This window comes from Prosthecobacter sp. GW821-HT29F12 (assembly GCF_058803405.1).
The window spans coordinates 5,588,643-5,607,128 of sequence record NZ_CM179517.1 but is presented as its reverse complement, the minus strand read 5'-3'; the positions used below and the strand labels follow the sequence as shown (position 1 = coordinate 5,607,128).

The 18,486-nt window shown below is 60.0% G+C and carries 15 protein-coding genes; 10 read left to right on the top strand and 5 right to left on the bottom strand.

Annotated features, from left to right (window positions below):
* Positions 1 to 31: 31 nt before the first annotated feature.
* The 3 genes from AC3RLQ_RS23285 to AC3RLQ_RS23275 all read left to right on the top strand — a co-directional run bounded on the left by AC3RLQ_RS23285 (position 32) and on the right by AC3RLQ_RS23275 (position 3,407).
* Complete coding sequence (locus tag AC3RLQ_RS23285) at positions 32 to 382, top strand: hypothetical protein (protein WP_493031056.1); 351 nt, start codon at positions 32 to 34, stop codon at positions 380 to 382.
* 140 nt (positions 383 to 522) lie between these two features.
* On the top strand, positions 523 to 1,239 hold the full coding sequence (locus AC3RLQ_RS23280; protein ID WP_422321464.1) for a YebC/PmpR family DNA-binding transcriptional regulator: 717 nt from the start codon (positions 523 to 525) through the stop codon (positions 1,237 to 1,239).
* Between the two features lie 77 nt (positions 1,240 to 1,316).
* Positions 1,317 to 3,407 (top strand): hypothetical protein, encoded by a 2,091-nt coding sequence (locus tag AC3RLQ_RS23275; RefSeq protein ID WP_493031055.1) that lies wholly within the window; start codon positions 1,317 to 1,319, stop codon positions 3,405 to 3,407.
* A gap of 45 nt (positions 3,408 to 3,452) precedes the next feature.
* On the opposite strand, the gene AC3RLQ_RS23270 is transcribed toward AC3RLQ_RS23275, so the two are convergent.
* The 3 genes from AC3RLQ_RS23270 to AC3RLQ_RS23260 form a co-directional block, all read right to left on the bottom strand.
* The gene (locus AC3RLQ_RS23270; RefSeq protein WP_493031054.1) at positions 3,453 to 5,549 is read right to left on the bottom strand and encodes a hypothetical protein; all 2,097 of its coding nucleotides are present in this window, start codon (positions 5,547 to 5,549) and stop codon (positions 3,453 to 3,455) included.
* Between the two features lie 56 nt (positions 5,550 to 5,605).
* Positions 5,606 to 8,545: a PAS domain S-box protein gene (locus AC3RLQ_RS23265; protein ID WP_493031053.1), complete on the bottom strand. Its 2,940-nt coding sequence runs from the start codon at positions 8,543 to 8,545 to the stop codon at positions 5,606 to 5,608.
* 132 nt (positions 8,546 to 8,677) lie between these two features.
* Positions 8,678 to 9,118 (bottom strand): 23S rRNA (pseudouridine(1915)-N(3))-methyltransferase RlmH, encoded by a 441-nt coding sequence (locus AC3RLQ_RS23260; RefSeq protein WP_397379524.1) that lies wholly within the window; start codon positions 9,116 to 9,118, stop codon positions 8,678 to 8,680.
* A gap of 224 nt (positions 9,119 to 9,342) precedes the next feature.
* Here AC3RLQ_RS23260 and AC3RLQ_RS23255 point away from each other — a divergent pair, with 224 nt between their 5' ends.
* From AC3RLQ_RS23255 to AC3RLQ_RS23240, 4 genes are all read left to right on the top strand, one after another.
* Positions 9,343 to 10,038 carry a hypothetical protein gene (locus AC3RLQ_RS23255; protein WP_493031052.1) on the top strand — a complete coding sequence of 232 codons (696 nt, stop codon included), beginning with the start codon at positions 9,343 to 9,345 and terminating at the stop codon, positions 10,036 to 10,038.
* Between the two features lie 132 nt (positions 10,039 to 10,170).
* The gene (locus AC3RLQ_RS23250; protein WP_493031051.1) at positions 10,171 to 10,974 is read left to right on the top strand and encodes an MlaE family ABC transporter permease; all 804 of its coding nucleotides are present in this window, start codon (positions 10,171 to 10,173) and stop codon (positions 10,972 to 10,974) included.
* Between the two features lie 3 nt (positions 10,975 to 10,977).
* A complete protein-coding gene (locus AC3RLQ_RS23245) occupies positions 10,978 to 11,784 on the top strand; it encodes an ABC transporter ATP-binding protein (protein WP_493031050.1) in 807 nt (268 codons plus the stop codon).
* A gap of 34 nt (positions 11,785 to 11,818) precedes the next feature.
* On the top strand, positions 11,819 to 12,868 hold the full coding sequence (locus AC3RLQ_RS23240; RefSeq protein ID WP_493031049.1) for an MlaD family protein: 1,050 nt from the start codon (positions 11,819 to 11,821) through the stop codon (positions 12,866 to 12,868).
* Positions 12,869 to 12,886: 18 nt separating this feature from the next.
* Here the strand turns inward: AC3RLQ_RS23240 and AC3RLQ_RS23235 are convergent, their stop codons facing one another.
* Positions 12,887 to 13,519 (bottom strand): RNA polymerase sigma factor, encoded by a 633-nt coding sequence (locus AC3RLQ_RS23235; protein ID WP_493031048.1) that lies wholly within the window; start codon positions 13,517 to 13,519, stop codon positions 12,887 to 12,889.
* Positions 13,520 to 13,652: 133 nt separating this feature from the next.
* On the opposite strand from AC3RLQ_RS23235, the gene AC3RLQ_RS23230 reads away from it, so the two are divergent.
* The 3 genes from AC3RLQ_RS23230 (at position 13,653) to AC3RLQ_RS23220 (ending at position 18,084) form a co-directional block, all read left to right on the top strand.
* On the top strand, positions 13,653 to 15,254 hold the full coding sequence (locus tag AC3RLQ_RS23230) for a sensor histidine kinase (RefSeq protein ID WP_493031047.1): 1,602 nt from the start codon (positions 13,653 to 13,655) through the stop codon (positions 15,252 to 15,254).
* A gap of 160 nt (positions 15,255 to 15,414) precedes the next feature.
* Positions 15,415 to 17,094 carry a 30S ribosomal protein S1 gene (gene rpsA, locus AC3RLQ_RS23225; protein WP_422321847.1) on the top strand — a complete coding sequence of 560 codons (1,680 nt, stop codon included), beginning with the start codon at positions 15,415 to 15,417 and terminating at the stop codon, positions 17,092 to 17,094.
* Between the two features lie 126 nt (positions 17,095 to 17,220).
* Complete coding sequence (locus AC3RLQ_RS23220; RefSeq protein WP_493031046.1) at positions 17,221 to 18,084, top strand: serine hydrolase; 864 nt, start codon at positions 17,221 to 17,223, stop codon at positions 18,082 to 18,084.
* 26 nt (positions 18,085 to 18,110) lie between these two features.
* Here the strand turns inward: AC3RLQ_RS23220 and AC3RLQ_RS23215 are convergent, their stop codons facing one another.
* On the bottom strand, positions 18,111 to 18,398 hold the full coding sequence (locus AC3RLQ_RS23215) for a hypothetical protein (RefSeq protein WP_493031045.1): 288 nt from the start codon (positions 18,396 to 18,398) through the stop codon (positions 18,111 to 18,113).
* Positions 18,399 to 18,486 lie beyond the last annotated feature (88 nt).

Genomic DNA, 18,486 nt, shown 5'->3' with positions numbered 1-18,486 from the left:
GATAAGGGTCTCATTGACGTCATGCTTTGGCATGCGTTCACAAAGACCCTTCCTTCATCGCATCCCTGACTGGCATTTGGCGTGCATTGACAGCAAATGGAAATGGAGCCTGCCTTGGGGCATTTTTTCTACAGGCTTGCTGGTCCTGATGGTGGTGGCGACATCGCTTTGGAACCATGAGATTTTGGGTGAACTATCCCGCTATGCAACCTCTGAAAGCTTCTTGGAGCTCTCATTGAGGGACAGCAAACAGACTGTGCATGTGGGAAGGAGGAGCGTTCATTTTTCCCGAACCCTCGCTTATCATCGACGTTTCAATGCCAAGCCCGCGCCGACCACCGAACTTTATCATCGCTTTTCAGATGTGCCTTGGGATGGGTGAGTGAACTCGGCCATTCAGAGCGAGATCGTCTTTTTTGACCTTGCTGAATCAACTCGGGTGTCATGATGCGATTGGTGCTCCTTGCATTCCCACGGCTCCCACCTTTGATTACGGTCTAACTTTGAACTGAAAGACACATCATGGGCGCACAATGGAAACAGAAATGGCGGGAAATGGCCGCAGACCAGAAGGGGAAGATCACGGGCAAGCTGGTGCGTGAAATCCAGGTGGCGGCGAAGCTGGGCGGGCCGCACCCGGAGTACAATGCCCGACTGGCGGCGGCGGTCGCAGTTGCGAAGAAGCAAAGTGTGACGCGGGAAACGATCGAACGTGCGATCGCGAAGGGCTCGGGCACCGGGCCGGATGCGGTGCAGTATGAAACGACGACGTATGAGGGCTTCACGCCGCACCGTGTGCCGGTGATCGTGGAATGCCTGACGGACAACAACAACCGCACGGCCTCGGACATCAAGGTGCTGTTCCGTGCAGGCACCATGAGCAAGGTGATGTGGATGTTTGACCATGTGGGCCTGATCGAAGCTCACCATGCGGACAAGTCGCTGGACATCGAGGAGGCTGCGCTGAATGCCGAGGCGGAGAATGTGGAGCCGATGGAGGTCGAGGATGAAGAAGCAGCGGGCCATATCGGCGCGCGGTTTTTCACGCAGACGACGACGCTGGATGCCGTGACGAAGGCGCTGAAGGCGGCGGGCTGGGTGGTGACGACTTCTGAAATGAGCTACGTGCCGAAGGAATATCCGGAGCTGACGGATGAGCAGCGCGAGGAAGTGACGAATTTCCTGCAAACATTGGATGGACACGATGATGTGCACCGGGTTTACGCTGCGCTGAAATGACGAAACCCGAATGGCGAATGACGAATGAGTGGCCACGGCTCTTGAGGCGTGAACTTCGAGCTTCGTCCTGCGTCATTTTGATTGCGTCATTATTGCTGCCCGGATCACTGCTCCTGTGCGGCTGCGGGAAGAAAAAGGCCGCCACAAAGCCCAAGGCCGAAGCTCCGGTGGTGGTGATGCCGACGCTGCTGACGGAGGCTGACCGGCTGGGGCTGGCAGGCCGCGTGCCGGTGGATGTGGAATTCTGCGTGAGCAGCGTGCAGTTGAAAAAGCACACGGAGGCGCTGAAGACCTCACGCTGGTGGGGGCAGATGATGACGTTTTTGGAGGACAAGGCGCCGACACCTGAAAAGACGAGCAGCGTGACGGTGGATGAGGCGTTTGTGGCCTTTGGCAAGGACAGCGTGAAGAGCCTGGTACTGCTGCGGCAGTTGAACGATCTATACAATGAGACGGCGTATCGCGGCATGATGAGCGGCGGGGTGCTGGCGGGTCTGGGCACGAGTTTTGATGCGAAGAAGCTGATGGAGGCCGCGCTGCGCGACCCCGACGTACTGGAGGCGCTGATCTTGCTGCTGGAGCGCTTTGAAATGCCGCCGGTGATGATCGGTGTGGCATCGCCGGAGCCGGAGCAGGTGCTGAAACGGTTCAGCGACTTGCTGCATCTGGCGGACTGGCTGGGTGATGCGCCGCAGTCACGTATCGTGACGGCGCAGGGAGAAAAGATCACGGTGAATGAGATCGCGATGGATCAGGTGCTGACGGCGGAGCGGCGGCGGCAGTGGCTGGAGGTGCTGGCGCAGGCCGTGCCGGGGATCACGCCGGAAATGAAGGACCGGATGGCGCGTGGTCTGGAGGTGCTGGCGCGCAAGAAGTGGGTGCTGGCTCTGGGCCTGGGCGCCCAAAGTGCGTATGTGGCGGTGGGGAAGTCGAAGGATCAGATCCGACTGGCCAACTCGGTGGAGGATTCGCTGCTGGCGCGGCCGGAGCTGCGCACGCTGGATGCGCATGCGCTGAAGGGCCTGGGTTTGATCGAGTGCTGGGACGGTGTGTTCTTGGACGTGCTGCAATCGGACCACCCGTTTCAGCCCATCGTGCGGGGAGTGATGGCGGGCTTGCAGCGGGAGAAGATTTTTTCAGGCGTGGCACGTGCCCTGGAGCCGCAGGTGGTCGAGCTGGCAGCAGCGGAGCGCGCTTATTACCGCAACGAACACACAAACGGCGCGGCCGTGGCGTGGTGGGACGGCGGGCTGCAGATGGAAATGGCCGGCGGGACCTCAGCGGCGGAAACCGCAGAGCTGGCGAAGGCATCGCAGTTCTCGGCGTTGCTGGATGAACCGGAGCTGGTGTTTGGCGTGAGCGGGCAGGGGTCGGACGCTGGAACGGGGAGAGCGTATTTTGAAGCGTGGATGCGTGCGGTGCATGCGACGGCGCATGAACTGGTCAAGGCGGGTGTGGGCGGTGAGCAGTCGGCGCAGATGTTCAAGCTGGCGGATCTGGCGGTGCTGCCAAACGTCATCGCCATGTATGACGGCACGAAGACGATCTGGCAGAAGGCACTGAGCGGGGACGGGGCTTTCATCCTCGACATCGGCGGGAAGATGCCGGTGCTGCCGGGCCTGCCGCCGGGAGGTGAAGCGGTGCCGGTGCCACGCTTTGCCAGTGTGCATGAGATCAAGAACCGCGCGTTGATCGGGGTGTCCTGGGATAACATGGAGACGGCACTGCAGAAGCTGCTGAAAAACGTGCCCTCACCGCAACCTATCGAGCTGCCTAAAGTGGTGGTGAAGCGAAGCGGTGATCTGACGAGCTACAGCTATGAGCTGCCGTTTGATTCGAGAGAACTGGGGCCGTGTGCGTCGCTGAATGATCGACTCTTCATGCTGGGCACATCACGTGTGCAGCAGAGTCATTTGGCCGAAGTACTCAAGCAGCCGAACGCGAATCCTGCCAAAGGAATGCGGGTGAAGCTGAGCATCACCAAGCTGCGGGAGTTTCTGAAGGCGTTTGCGACGGTAAGGGCGCAGAGCGGAGGCGCGGGGGAACTGAAGGCGGCATTGAAGTGGCTGGAGCCGTTTGAGGAGCTGGACCTGCGGCGGTGGAGCGAAGATGGAGTGAGCAAGGGACGCCTGTCATGGAAGATGCACGATGTGCTGAGCTATGACTGAGGGGCTGCTGGCACGGCCTGCGAAAGCGGTAGCAGCGTTCGTTCCTCACTTCGATGACGAAGTTACTGGCGCTGGCTCGGGTTGAGGACGCCAGGTGAGCAGTCCTTTTTCATTCATGACATAGAGGACGGGGATGGACTTGCCCTGCGGGCCATCGGGGAGGAGCCGGCCTTCGGCGTCGAAGTTGGCGATGCGGGAGTCGGCGTAGCGGATCCAGCCTTTGAGTGCGCCGGAGTCGGGATCGTAGCGATAGACATCGCGCCACTGCTTGGGTGTGGTGAGACGCGGACTGACGTAGGCGGGGGCGGTGGAGCGATCGAGGACGTCGGGGAAGAGCACCTGGCTGAGAAGGGTGAGGTTCAGGCCACGCAGCATGTAGCGCTCGCCGAGAGAAAGCTTTTCCGGCGGGGACATGGTGTCGATCTGCCCGGAGGCCTGCTCAACGAGAACGCCCTGCATGATGAGGCGGTGAAGCTCTGCGCGGACATCGGCGACAGCGGTTGATTTGGACGAAGCCGCGGCGAGTGCGTCGAGCTCACGCTGCGAGCCGAGATATAAGGGATGAAAGCTGGCGATGGCGGTGAGCACTTTGTCGATGGTGGCGCGCACGGTGAGATCGGATTTTCCCGCGACTTTTTTCTTCAAGGCGGAGCTGATGGCCTCGCCTAGTTTCGCGCGCAGCTGGGCGGCCTCGTCTTTGCGTTTGTCGGCGTTTTCGATGGCAGTGAAGGCATCGAGAAGGGGTTTGAGCATGAGATACTGCTGCTGCAGACCGCTGCGTTCGTCGGGCGTGAGAATTTGATCGAGCAGGCGGCTGCGGAGGTTGGTGTCCTTCATGCTGAAGGCGAGGAGGATCTTCACCCAGCGGGGGTCGGTTTCCGTGACGGGCAGACCGAAGTCTGGATTGTGAGTTTGGTAGTGGATTTCAGAGACACGGCCCTTCTCATCGTAGAAGTGCATCTCGTTGGGCAGCATGTAGAAGCTGATGATGGCAGGGGCGCTGATGCTGGAGCCGTTGTCGGCGAAGATGCCGATGTCGATGCGATGGCTGCGGATGCCGGTGGTGGTGATCACAGGCGGCTCCCAACGAATGCGGAGGCGCATGACATCGCCGCCGGGTTCGGACTCGATGTGAACGAAGCGCGGATCTCCCTGCAGCACGACGGCGCGCATTTGCAGCGGGGCTTTGAAGAGGTTCATGGTTTTATCAAAGCCGATGAGCATGCCGTGCTCGGCTTCATTGCCACGCAGGATGCGGGCGATGGAGACGGGAGTATCGGAGAGCTTCCAAGGATGCGGGTTGGCCAGCTCGAAGAAATTCTTGCCGGGCTCGATCTTGGTTTCCTCGATGACACGCAGCAGCACGAGCGGCGGGATTTTCTCCGGCGTCATGTCATGGGCGATGCGTACCATTTTCTCCTCGTCGATCTGTGTGCCGTCGAAGACGGGCGGATGGGCTTTGCCGGTGAAGTAGTCCTCGGGTGTCTGCACCACCGTGTTCGAGCGGCGAAAGATGGACTGCAGCGTGGGCATGAGCAGGCGCTTTTCGATGAGGAGCTTCTGCGTGTCCGGCGGAAAGGCGGCGGTGGCGGAAAGCAGGGCCTTGAGGAAGGGCTGATCGGTGAAGGAGGAGCCCTGGGAGATGAGCAGGCAGGGGGTGTTCAGCGGCAGGAGATCGCCATACCCACCGCCACCTTGTCCATTGGCACCGATGTCGTAGTCCTGGTGTTCAGGATAGATGAAGAGGTTGTTGGAGAGGTACTGCTTGGCGAGGAAGACATTGCCCCCGGGGTCCATCGTGATGATCCGCGGCAGGCAACCCATCTGCGTGGCGCCAGATGCCATGGAGCAGTTGCCCAAGGTCGGCTGGGAGCGGACCATAGTGGCGGCACCTTTTTCATTCTCCGCCCCTTTGTACACCTGCAGCTGCGGATACTGCGCAGTATTCAGCGGCGAATGCTGGCCGTCACGATTTTCATAGGTGATGGCCTGGAGTCCGGCCGCAGTGCCTTTGGCAAACCAGTCGTTGAGCAGCTCGGCCACTTTGTCCGTGCGTGTGGTGACGGGCTGCGCGAGGACATCCGAAAGACCAAGCGTTAGAAACGCCAGGAGGCACAGGCAGGCCGTGGGTGGGGTCAGCACGCCCCATTGTCACGGCAGTGCCGCAGTTGGCAAAAGGAATATGCTACGCCGATGGTTTAACCTTCGGGCGTTGCCAGCGGGAAACGCAGCTTGATCTCGGTGCCTTGGTCGGGATTGCCCCGGACAAAGAGCTGGCCGCGCATTTGATCGGCGAAGACTGCGAGGATTTTGAGGCCAAGGCCGCCGCCTTCACCGGGATGGAAGTCGGAGGGCAGGCCCACGCCATCATCGCTGATGACGAGTTCGCCACTGCCCTGGGTGTAGGTCAGCGTGGCGGTGATCAAGCCTTCGCGGCCATGCGGATAGGCATGCTCAAAGCAGTTGGAGAGCGCCTCATTGAGCGTGAGGGCGAGCGGCATGAGCCACTCCTGCTCAATGGGGCCTTCCTGCACTTCCAGATCCACCTTGATCTGGTCCGCCTTCACCTCGTAGCATTCACGCAGGTGCGCGACGAGATCGCGCGAGAAGTCGCTGAAGGTGTCACCCTTTCCAAGAGCGACCTGATACAAGTGCTGATGCAGTGCGGCGATGGCACGCACGCGGTTCTGGCTGGAGCGCAGGGCATTGCGGGCATCCTGATCACTCACGCCATTGATCTGCATGTTCAGCAGGCTGGAGATGATCTGGAGATGGTTCTTGATGCGATGATGCGTCTCGGTGAGCAGAAGTTTTTCGCGCTCGAGATCGACAACCGGCCAGCGCTGGCTGGAAGGCGACACCACCTGGAAAGCCAGCGGGATGGCGGCTTTCAGGATCGCGGCAGGCAGCGAAGAAACGGCTGGAGTCTCGACCTCGGCGTTGAAATGGGCGCTGAGTTCAACCCCGCCTTCCTCAAGAACACGCACGCTGGTTTCCACTTCCCCGCGTTTGCCATTCCCGCCGAAAAACGGACGCTGAACGATGCTCTGAGGATGGGCTGCCTGTGCGGCGAGATCTGCAAAAAAGCCGGTGGCGTCTGAAGGGCGGAAAAACTGATGCAGCGGCCGGCCGACGGCGGCGGCGGCCTCGAGACTGAACAATTGCTGGGCGTGCACCGACCAGGTGCGCACACGGCCATTCGCATCCGTGGTGAGCAGGATGACGCTGGCCGGCCGGGAAGCTGCGGCAGGTGCCTGAGAAATGGGTGCGGTGGAAAACGCTGGCTCAGGCAGGGGGGCGGCCACGGCTTCATGGACCTCCTGCAGGTAATGGATGGTGCAATGCGTTTCCCCCTGCGCATCTGGAACGGCTGCAAGGTGCAGGATGGCGTGGGAGAAAGAACCATCGATGCGTTTGATGCGAACTCCCAGCGCCTCCGCCTGACGTCCGCTGTTTTGCAGGGAGCGCAGAGCATCACGCCGCGCGGTGGCGCTGTCAGGATCCAGCCAGGCATCCAGTGGATAACGCCGCAGCTCGGACTTGGCCTTGCCGAGAAGTTCTTCGGCATGCTGGTTGACCTCGAAGATGACGCCGGCCTTGTCCGTCATGACAATGGCGATGGGACTGCCCTGCATGAGCGTGCGGAGCTTGGCCTCCATGCTGCGGAGCTGCTCTTCATGACGGGTGTGCTCGGTGGCGTCTTGAATGCTGACGAGCAGCCCCCCGCCGGGCAGGGCAATGGGATGAAACTCCAGTTCTTTGAGCAGGCCGTCCGCCGTGGCGAGAGACACGGTGCGCGTCAACTGACGCCGCCAGACGCTTTCACGCCAGGCCAGCACGACTTGGGCGCGATGCTCCTCGGTGGAGCATGCATGAGCCAGCCAGCTTTCGACGGTTTGATCCGCTTCGAGCGGGCGCCCCAGCAGTTTGGCCAGGCCTTCGTTTTGATACACTGGCATGCCACGTTCATCCAAAACGAAGATTCCGCAGGGAATGCCTTCAAGATAGCTGCGCAGGCGGGACTCACGCCTGCCGAAGGCCTGCTGCGCCTCGGCGAGAGTGCGCAACTCCTGCCGTGCACGCGAAAGCTCGTTTTCCAAACGCTGCTGAACAGCATCATCCACCGGCGCTGCCGCAGGAAGGGGAGGGGGGAGCACCACGGACGCAGGAGGAGCCATGGGCGGAATGAAGCGAGGCACGATTTCCGCGGCTGGCGAAGCAGGAAAGCCCATCACCATGACCTGGCGTGGGGAATCATCCGCCCCTTTGCGTGCCAGCGCTGAAACCAGCCAGCGGGAAGGGGTGGAAGGATCCGGGGAGGAATCCTTGTGCGTGGTGATATAGACCGGCACCGGTGAGTGAGCCAGCGCCACGCGGGTGAGTGCATCGAGCGTCTGCTGACGCAGGGCGCTGTAGTCCCGGCCTTCACCAAACACTTCCCAAAAGCAGGTGGTGCCCTCCTGAATTCCTTTGTCCAAGGTCAGGTGCGCAGCGGCGACGTTGGCTCGCAGGATCGCTCCGTCCAGATTGAGGATCAGCATCGGAATGGAGCAATCCAGCGGATCGGGCGTTTTCGCCACAGGCTGGGAGCTGTCTTGATCCTCTGAAGCTGGAGGTGCTTTGACAGCATCTTCACCCGTAGGCTGTGGCGAGCTGAATTTCTCGCAGGTGACCATCAGGCCGCCGACAGCGGCGTCACGCTTCTTGCGCCAGGGCCGCACTTCCCACCGATAGACCAGATGCTGGCCATCGGGTCCGCTGAGGGAATCATGCTCGCTGCGGACGATGTGCCCCTGCAGGGCACGTTCATACACCTGTCTCCAGCCGGGGTGCAGTCCGGGAAAAATTTCATACTGGCTCTTGCCGACCAGCGGCTGCACCTGCTGCAGGCCAAATTCAGTGATCCACTGGCGGTTGGCCAGCATGTAGCGCATGCCACGATCAAACATGGCCATGGCCACCGGGGCGTTTTCCACCAGCACCCCCAGCACCAGCTCCATGTCCTCCGATTCGTGTTTGGGAGGTTCTGCGCCGCCCTGAACTCCCGTGCGCGGTTCCTGGGCCTCATCACGCGCCTTCTCCAGCGGCGCGGATTGCGCCTTGGGGTGAATGACGTTTCTAAGGACCGAGGATGACATGTCGCGATTAGTTGAGAAAATTTGAAATTTAGGTTCTCCCAAGTTATCAGCAAGGCGAAAGTGCGAAGATTTGCGTCTCAGTTCAGCAATAAACGAGCCGGGAGGCAAGTTTGATCCTTAAGGTTGGTGAAATCATTCACGGTGGTAGGGTTCCCCGCGAATAATAGTATAAGCACGGTAGATCTGCTCCATCAGCATCACCCAGGCGACGTCATGCTGCATGGTGAGGGTGGAAAGGGACCAGGCCATTTTGGCCTTGGCACGAAACTGCGGGGAGTGACCGTCCGCCCCCCCGATCACGAGGCAGATGCGTTTGCGACCGGAAACCTCTTCGTTTTCGATCCATTTGGCCATCTCCACACTGCGCAACTGCCTGCCACGCTCGTCTAGAAGAATGCAAAGATCACCAGCACACGCAGCCTCAATCTGTTTCTCCACTCGCTCCAGAGGAGCTTCTTTAATCACCACATGCTCGAAATGACTGTAGTGCTGAAGCCTCTTCCAATAGAGCTCCACAGCCTCTTTAACCCACGGGTGACCGGGCTTTCCAACAGTGATGATGCGCCATTGCATGAGGTCAAAAGCGCACATCTCAGCGAGATATACAAGGCAGGCGTGATATTATTGTTTTTTTAATAAGGATAGATTTTGTTGCACAGCATTACCATCCTTGTTGTTGCATAATTTAAAAAGATCGTTAAAATGAGAATGCCACTTTAAAATTAACCGTCGCCACGCCTATGTCCAAAGCACCTCATTCCCCGGTTCATCTCGTCGCAACAAGTGTTGTGACGCTCATGCTGGCATCCTGTGCCGTTCCTCCCCGTGAGGCATGGCAGGCGATCCAGAGTCGTGGGCTCATCACCTACTACATGGGACACGAAAGTCGTCCGCTCGGAGCCACGAATGGCTCGCCGACGCTGGCAAAAAGCACGACTCCAGTGCAGACGCCCAGCCCGATCGTGGGTCCTGACCGTCCTGCGACACCACCTCCTGCGATGCTGAATGCATCCACGATGCCTGTGGCGCAGGCAGTGCCAGACCTCCCCGGCTATGTTCGCACTCCCTTCACCAATCCACCACGCCTGGTGGATGTGCGCGGAATGTCTGCTGGCTCCAAAGTGGTCTGCCCTTACACGCAGCGTCCCTTCCTGGTTCCAGGCAGCGTGACCGCCGCCCCTTCCAACGTCGCAGCGAATCGTCCGACAAAGACACCTGCAGCGCCTGAACGTCCGCGCACCACACCTGTGGCTCCTAACAGCAACGTGGCCGCCATGACCACTACAACACCCTCCGCTCCATCGGTGGCACCGACAACCCCCGCCGCCCCAGTGGCCGAGCTGCCTTACGGTTCCCCCATCGCCGGACGCCCTGGCTTCGTGAACAGCCCGTTTGCCGCCAAGCATCAGCTGGTGGATGTGACCGGCCTTCCCGTCGGCATGGAAGTCAAGTGCCCCTACACCGGCAAGCTCTTCCGCGTGCCGCCGCAGTAGCATTCGTTGCTACAAGCAGTCGTTCAATACCTTTGCCCCGTCTGGATCGTCTCCAGACGGGGCTTTTCATTTTCGTCTCCAAGGGCTCGGTTAATTTGCCTTCATGCCACAACATGCGATGATAAAAGCGTAATGGATTTACCTTCAGGCCTGCTGATCCTACCGGGCCGCACCTTCCTACATTTTCTAGTCTATCTCGGACAGCTCGCAGACTTGATGCGCGAGTTGACGATTGCTGTTCGTTCGGGCGTGTGGCGGCTCAAGCTGGTGGCGCAGCAGATCGTGGCCATCGGCTATGGCTCACAGGCGGTGGTGATTGTGACCGGTGCCTTCACCGGTGCGGTGTTCACGTTTCAAAGCTACGCCAAGTTCAAGGACTTCGGCTTTGAGACCACCGTGGGCGCCGTGGTCTCCGTGGCGCTCTGCCGTGAGCTGGGGCCGGTGCTGGCCGGGCTGATGGTGGCAGGCCGCGTAGGCGCTGCCATGGCGGCTGACATTGGCACCATGAAAGTCACCGAACAGGTGGACGCCCTGCGCGTGATGGGCGTGCATCCGGTCGATTTCCTCGTCCTGCCACGTTTCCTGGCGATGATGATCTCGATGCCATTCCTGGTGGCAGAGAGCATTTCCTTTGGCCTGTTCGCCTCCTACCTGGTGACGAGCTTCGGCTATGACATGCCCTCCGCATGGTACCTCGCCCACATGCTCGATCACACGAACATGGAGGATCTCAGCATTGGCATGATCAAAGGCTTCGTGTTTGGCATGCTGATCACTTTGATTTCATGCCATCAGGGATTGTCCGCTGAAAATGGCGCAGTCGGCGTCGGTCTGGGAACCACCCGTGCGGTGGTCATCTCCTCGCTCGTGCTGCTCATCGTGAATTTCTTCCTCTCCATCCTGCTCAACTACGTCTTCCCCATCGGCACTGTCTAAGTCATGGCTGAACCAACCACCGGCACGACTCCAGCCTCTGCCCCTGCCTCTGACAACGGCAGCCCGCATGCTTTCATTGAGTTGATAAACGTCTGCAAACGCTTTGGCAGCCAGCAGGTGCTGCTGAACATCAACCTCACGCTCCAGCATGGTGAGACGCTTTGCATCATCGGCCCCAGCGGTGAGGGCAAGACGGTGACGCTCAAACACATCATCGGCCTGATCAAACCGGACAGTGGCGAGATCTACGTGGATGGCGTGCACGTGAACCGTTTGAAGGAACGTGAGATGGCCCCCATTCGGAAAAAGGTGAGCATGCTCTTCCAGGGCGCGGCACTCTTTGACAATCTCACGGTCGAGCAAAATGTGGCCTTCCCGCTTCTGGAGCACGGTGTGCGTGACCGGGCGGAAATCGACCGCCGCGTGCGTGAAGCCCTGCAGGCCGTGGATCTGGACGAGCACCGGCATAAATTCCCGACCGCTCTTTCCGGGGGCATGCGCAAACGCACGGGCATTGCGCGTGCGATCATCGACCACAGCGAGTGCATCCTGTACGACGAGCCCAACTCCGGTCTCGATCCCATCGGCTCCGACGTCATCGACCAGATGATTTTGCGCATGCAGCGCCGCTACAAAGTCACGTCGATCATCGTCACCCACGACATGCGCAGTATCTTCAAGATCGCCGACCGTGTGGCCATGCTCTACCGTGGCCAGATCCGTTTTCTGGGCACTCCCACGGAGCTGCGTGAGTCCACCGATCAAGTCGTGCAGGACTTTATCAACGGCCGTTCCGACATCACCGGTTGAACCCGCCCCTTTTCACCCTCATTCTTCTCATCTCATGATCGACAGCGATAAAAAAACCGAAATGCTCGTCGGACTCTTTCTGTTCGTCGGGCTGCTCCTGCTCGGTGGCCTCATTCTGATGTTCGGACGCGTGCGCGAAGTGTTCAAGGACACCTACCATCTGCAGGTGGCCTTTCCAAACGCCTCCGGCATCAAGGAAGGCTCGCCCGTCTTTCTCGGCGGATCGCGCGTGGGCAAGGTGGACAAAAAGCCGCAGCTCAACGAAACCTTCACCGGTGTCATTCTCGACCTGGAACTCTTCAGGGACGTCATGATCCCAGCCGATGCCTCTTTTGCCATCGGTTCAGCCGGTCTGATGGGAGATGCGCTGGTGGAAATCAAACCCACCGGCAAACAAACGGATGTGTTCCTGCCGCATGATTATGACAAGATCATCGAAGGTGAAAAAGGCGGCGGCCTGAACGACCTGCAGAGCCAGGCGGAGAAGGTCGGGAAAAAAGTCGATGTGGTGCTGGATGACGTGCGCGTAGCCCTCAAAGATGTCCAGTCTGCCATGGGCAAGGTGAACAAAGAGGCTCTCTCCGATGCCACGATTCTCAATTTCAAGGAAGGCATGGAGCACCTCAACAACACGCTCAAGCGTGTGGATGACAAGGTGCTGGGCGAAGAAAATGCACAGACCCTGAAGACCGCGCTTGCGGAACTCAAGGACGCCGCCACCAGCTTTAAAGGCGCGGCCAAAAACATGGAGGAGTCGAGCAAGAAACTCGGGCCCATGTTTGACAAACTCGACCCGGCCATCGCCAAGGCGGACAAGCTGATGGCGACTGCCGATGCATCCCTGCAGTCGATCAAAAAGGCCGCCGACACATTCGCTGTGGTCGGTGCCAACATCTCCGCCGGCAAAGGTTTGTTGGGAGCGCTGATGCATGACCAGCGTTTGATGACCGACTTCCGTGACTTGATTTACAACTTCAAGGTCAACGGTCCGCTTTGGTACAAGGACACGGCGGAAAGACTCCGTGCCGAGGAGGCGAAAAAACATCCTGAAGAATCTCCGCCGAAACGCGGCATTTTTCGCTGAGCCTGTGCGGGTGCCGGCTCATGCCAGCACTGCATGCAGCGTGCTTTCGTCCTCGCGGCATTCGGCCAGGATCAACGTGCGCAAGCGGCGTTTGGCGCGGTGAAGCGCCGTACGCAGCGCACCACTTTGCGGACGTGCGGCACGGCAGCCTTTGACGATGTTTTCCTCAAGGCAGTCCCAGATTTCACCACGACCCTGAGCGTGAAGTTCGAGGTTAAATGAATGCAGTGCGCGCTCAATCACGCCCCTGGCCCACTCACGGTCCATTTCTCCATCGGGAGAAGGACGTGAATCGACCAAGTCGATGTTGCCGCCGTTTTCATCGCTCAACGAGAAGCAGACCACGCCACCTCCACGGCGCTGCCGTGTGCGGTGCTGCCAGCGCTTGATTAGGTGCGTGCGCAAACGGGCAAAGAGGAAGGCTGCCTGCTCGCCATGATCCACGATGGCTGCGGCACGCTCGTGCTGGCCCTGGGCCACGAGTTTGGCGAACAATTCCTGCACGGCGTCTTCAGCATCGTGAACCTCGCAGCCGCGTGCCCGTGCAAAGGCGCAGAGCACGGGCCAGTGGCGGCTGTAGAGCATTGAGGTGGCATTAAGGGCGGATGAATCCGTGGTGTGGCTGCTGGCGTGGTCTTCTCCAAGGTGCATGGCGGTGTGGGGTGGTTACCCATGCATTGGAGCAACGGAGGATGACACAGAGCTGCGGGCGGACATTAATAGGCGTTTATCTTCGTGCGAATCCTCGCTCCCCGCATGAGAGTCGGGGTGTTCACCTCCTTGCATGAGCGCCCCGGCCAACACCCGCAGCTTCCGCACCCGCCTGGCCCTGCAGACGATGATCGTCGCAGGCACGCTGGTGGCGGGCTTTGGTGCCGCCGCCTGGTGGTATGCCAGCCAGACGCTGGAACGCAGTGTCGATGACCGCATCATTGCACCCGCCCAGCGGGTGTGGAACCGCATCGACCCCTACACGACGGATGATCAGTTCAAATTGATCGCCGACCTCGTCTTTGGCACTTCAGCGGAGCACAATGCCACCCATGCGGTGCTGGTGGTTCAGGAGCATGCGCAGGGCAAGACCCTCTTCGCCACGCCCAACGCCCCCAAAGATCTGAATGTGTACTTCCGCAGCTGTTTCCCGACGCAGGAGGAAATCGGCCGGGCGCCGCCAGTCGCGCCCCCAGGCGGAGGCCCCGGCCCACCCGGTGGAAGACGGCGCGACCCACCACCACCGCGCAGGGAAAACGAATTTGACGATCTGCTTGGCACACCGGGATTTGGCAGGCCGCCACCTCCGCAGGGGCGTGATCTGCCCTTCCGCCCGCAGATGCCCATGGTGCGCGAACCGACCACCTTCACCGCGCGCTCGGGCGGCATCGACTGGCGTTTCGGGGCCTTCAGCAGCCCCACGTACACCATCTTCATCGGCCTCTCGCTCACGGATTTTTATGCGGAGATCAACCGCATGGCCTGGTGGTACGTGGGTGCGGGAGCCCTGGGTCTGGTGCTGGCTGGCTTCGGTGCGCTGTGGACTTCCGGGCAGGCCATGCGACCGCTGGAACGCGTGGTGAGCACCGCTCAACGCCTCACCGCGAGCGATCTGGCCGAGCGCATTCCTGTGCAGCGCGATGACAACCGCGAGTTCGCCCAGCTCATCGACGTGCTGAACGGCATGATGCAGCGACTTGAGGGCAGCTTCCAGCAGGCCGTGCGCTTCACCGCTGACGCCTCTCACGAACTGAAGACCCCGCTGGCCATCATGCTGGCAGATCTGGATGACGCCGTGCGCTACGCCGCTCCCGGCAGCGAGGAGCACGAGCGCTTTGTCTCGCTGTTCTCCGAAGCCTCGCGCCTCAAACAGATCACGCAAAGCCTGCTGCTGCTTTCCCAAGCAGATGCGGGGCGGCTGCCCACGCATCCGGAGAACTACGACCTCAGCCTCGATCTTGAGCGCCTCATTGAAGACGGGGAAATCCTCTGCGAGCAGGCCGGGCTCACTCTGGAACATCACATCAAGCCCGGCATCACCGCGCATGCGGACCGCGCGCTGCTGCAGCAGGTGTTTCAAAACCTGCTGAGCAACGCCATCAAATACAACCGCCCTCAAGGCCGCGTCACATTGCACCTATCAAAAGAGGACACGCAGATCGTGTTCACCGTCACCAACACCGGCCCCGCCATTCCGGTGGAGAATCAGCAACGCCTCTTCGAGCGCTTCTTCCGCGGGGACAAGGCGCACACGCGGCAGACCGACGGCTTCGGCCTCGGCCTCAACATCGCCACGGAGCTGGCCCGTGCGAACGGTGCAGAGCTGCGGCTCGTCAGTTCTCACGAGGACGAGACGGTGTTTGAGGTGCGGATGGCAGCGCCCGCCTCCTTTTAGCCTACTTTCCCCCTTGCCAAACACGGAACTTCTCCGAGAATCCCGGCCCTCTTGTCCGGAGGCCTTTTGGCTTTGCGGGACGAAAGCCCGCCGTGCGCCTCAGGAGTGGAGGTTTGCGAGCGGTTCCCTCCTAAACACTCGCAACCCGTAAAAACAGATAATGAGCGCAACAGCTACTCTCGCAGACCTGATCGCAGGTTCTTTCCGCGAGCTTTCCGAAGGATCCATCGTCAAAGGCAAGATCCTCGAAATCAAACCGCAGGTCATCCTCGTCGATATCGGCTACAAGTCCGAAGGAGCCATCCCCTCCAACGAGTTCGAAGATGAAGACATCCAGGTGGGCGATGAGGTGGAAGTCCTCCTCGAACGCCTCGAAAACGACGAAGGCATGGTCGTTCTCTCCAAGGAGAAAGCCGCCCACCGTCAGAACTGGGAAAAGATCTACAACGTCTTCAAGGACGGCGGTCTCGTCAAAGGCAAGATCAAGAGCGTCGTCAAAGGCGGCCTCATGGTCAACGTCGGCGTCGAAGCCTTCCTCCCCGGCAGCCAGATCGACATCATCCCACCGAAGGATCTCAACGAGTACGTCGGCAAGGTGTTCGAGTTCAAGATCGTCAAGATCAACGACGAACGCAAAAACATCGTCCTTTCCCGCCGCGAAGTCATCGAGGCAGAGCGCGCCGAACAGCGCCAGAAGTTCCTCGACGGCGTCACCCCTGGCGACAAGGTCATCGGGATCGTCAAGAACATCACCGACTTCGGTGCGTTCGTGGACCTCAACGGCATGGACGGACTGCTCCACATCACGGACATGTCTTGGGGCCGCCTCAACCATCCTTCCGAAATGCTCGGAATTGGTCAGAAGATCGAAGTCCAGATTCTCGAAGTCAATCGCGAGAAGGAGCGTGTCTCCCTCGGCCTCAAGCAGCTTCAGAACAATCCTTGGGAAAACATCGAAGCCCGTTACCCCGTCGGCCAGCGCGTGCGCGGCAAGGTCACGAAGCTCGTCGCCTACGGCGCGTTTGTGGAAGTGGAAGAAGGCGTCGAAGGCCTCGTCCACGTCTCCGAACTCTCCTGGACGAAGCGCATCGCGCGTCCTTCGGACGTTCTCACCGTCGGTCAGGAAATCGAAGCTTCCGTCCTTGGCATCAACAAGGAAGAGCGCAAGATCAGCCTCGGCGTGCGTCAGCTCGACACCAATCCTTGGGACGACATTGACGCTCGTTACCCGATTGGCACTGTGATGAAGCGTGCCGTCCGCAACCTCACCGCCTACGGTGCGTTTGTGGAGCTGGAAGAAGGCATCGACGGCATGATCCACGTGTCCGACCTCAGCTGGACCCGCAAGATCAACCATCCTTCCGAGCTCCTCAAGAAGGGCCAGGAAGTGGACGCCGTGGTTCTCGGCATCGACAAGGCCAACCAGCGCATCAGCCTGGGCATGAAGCAGCTCGACACCGATCCATGGTCCATCATCGACACCCGCTTCAAGGTGGGCGACGTCGTGAAGGGCCGCGTGGCGAAGATCGCCTCCTTCGGCGCCTTCGTCGAACTGGAAGACGACATCGACGGCCTCGTGCACATCTCGCAGATCAGCGAAGACCGCATCGAGAAGGTCAAGGACAAGCTCAATGTGGGCGACGAAGTGGAAGCACGCGTCATCAAGGTGGACAAGGTGGAGCGCCGCATCGGCCTTTCCATCAAGGCCATGAACTACAGCGAAGCCGACATCCAGAAGGAAAGCCAGGCCTTCGAAGCTCTGCGCCCAAGCACCGACCTCGTCGGTCTGGAGCAGGCCTTCAAGTTCGCCACCGAAGAGTGGCGTCCAGGCGGCCAGTAATCCGCGATCTGAGACTCAACATCCAATCAACCACGAAGGGGACGCCGCAAGGCGTCCCCTTTTTCTTTAACATTCTTCTGACATTTTCCCTGTGGCGGTCTGCTTTGAAGAAGGCAGTTTCCCGCCATGTCCGAGGATGTCCCTTCAGTGCTTCCAGAGACACGCCGCACCTGGTTGCAGCGTGGACTGCTTGCATTGCCTGCGGCGCTCGCCGGTTGTGCGGCTCCTGCCACCTCGGTGCTGGGTGTCTCGGCACGCAAAACGCGTGCGCAGTGGGAGTATCACAATCGCTTCCTCGCCTCGGGTGCCCGGCTGCGCTTTCGCTCTCACAGTGCGCATGGCAGGCCTTTCACAGCAGGCATGGAATACGTGTACCGCACTCACAAGCGTGATCCGCGCATCGGCTACGCGGTGAAGAATCTCGCCACCGGTCGCTACCTCGCCGAGTTCCAGGCGGACAAACTTTTCGTGGGCGGTTCCATGCCCAAACCTGCGGTGGCGGCGGTGCTGCTGGAGAAACGCCGTGGCAATCTCACACGCGAGGAGTTTCAGAACATCGTCTATGCCTGTGATCAGAGCATCAACGCCTCCTGGTACTACCTGATGGCCCGGCTCACGCATGCCGATGAGCAGTACTTCGAGCAGAAATACCATCTGCCGAATGTGGAGATCCTCAACAACTGGCAGTCACCGCGCTTTTACGCGGAGTTCTACGAGCGCTGCGTGAACTACCGCCTCGAGTATGGCTGCGAGCTGCTGCTGGAGGCAATGCGCCGTGATCAGTACGGCCTTGGCCGCTGGGTGATGCCAGCGAGCATCACCTACATCGGCGGCAAGACGGGCAACTACGGCGAATGGGATCACGAATCCCTGTTCTTTTATTATCGCAACATACCCTACGCGATTGTGCTCTACACCCGTGGCAACTTCGCGCCTGGCAATCAGCTGGGATGCATGATGGGCGGCCTGTTTCGCGAGTATTGCGCGTGAAGCTTCACGGCTTGAGCCGGTCAGCTTCACCGTTCCTTGTCCGGCAGCACCTCCACCTCGATGTCCCGCACTTCAAGTGAGGCCGTCGTGGCAGGTGGAGCGGGCTCCAGCCAGATGTCGCGCTTGGTGCCGGCAGAGAGCTTGCGCCGCAGGGTGTAGTACAAGGCTGCAACGGCGGAAATCGCCAGCCCGGCCACGGCCACAGCGGCACCGACCATGAGAACCAACGCAATGAGCCCGGCTCCCACAACGGCAACCACTCCCAGCAGCAGCATGGCGGGCAGTCCCCGGATTTCGAATGTCCTCGGTCTCATGGAAATAACATGCGGCCTGTGTCCGGGATGACAACCCACATGTGGCTCCAGAAAACGAGCAGCTTTGTAGTCTCCTTGTTCGTAGAGG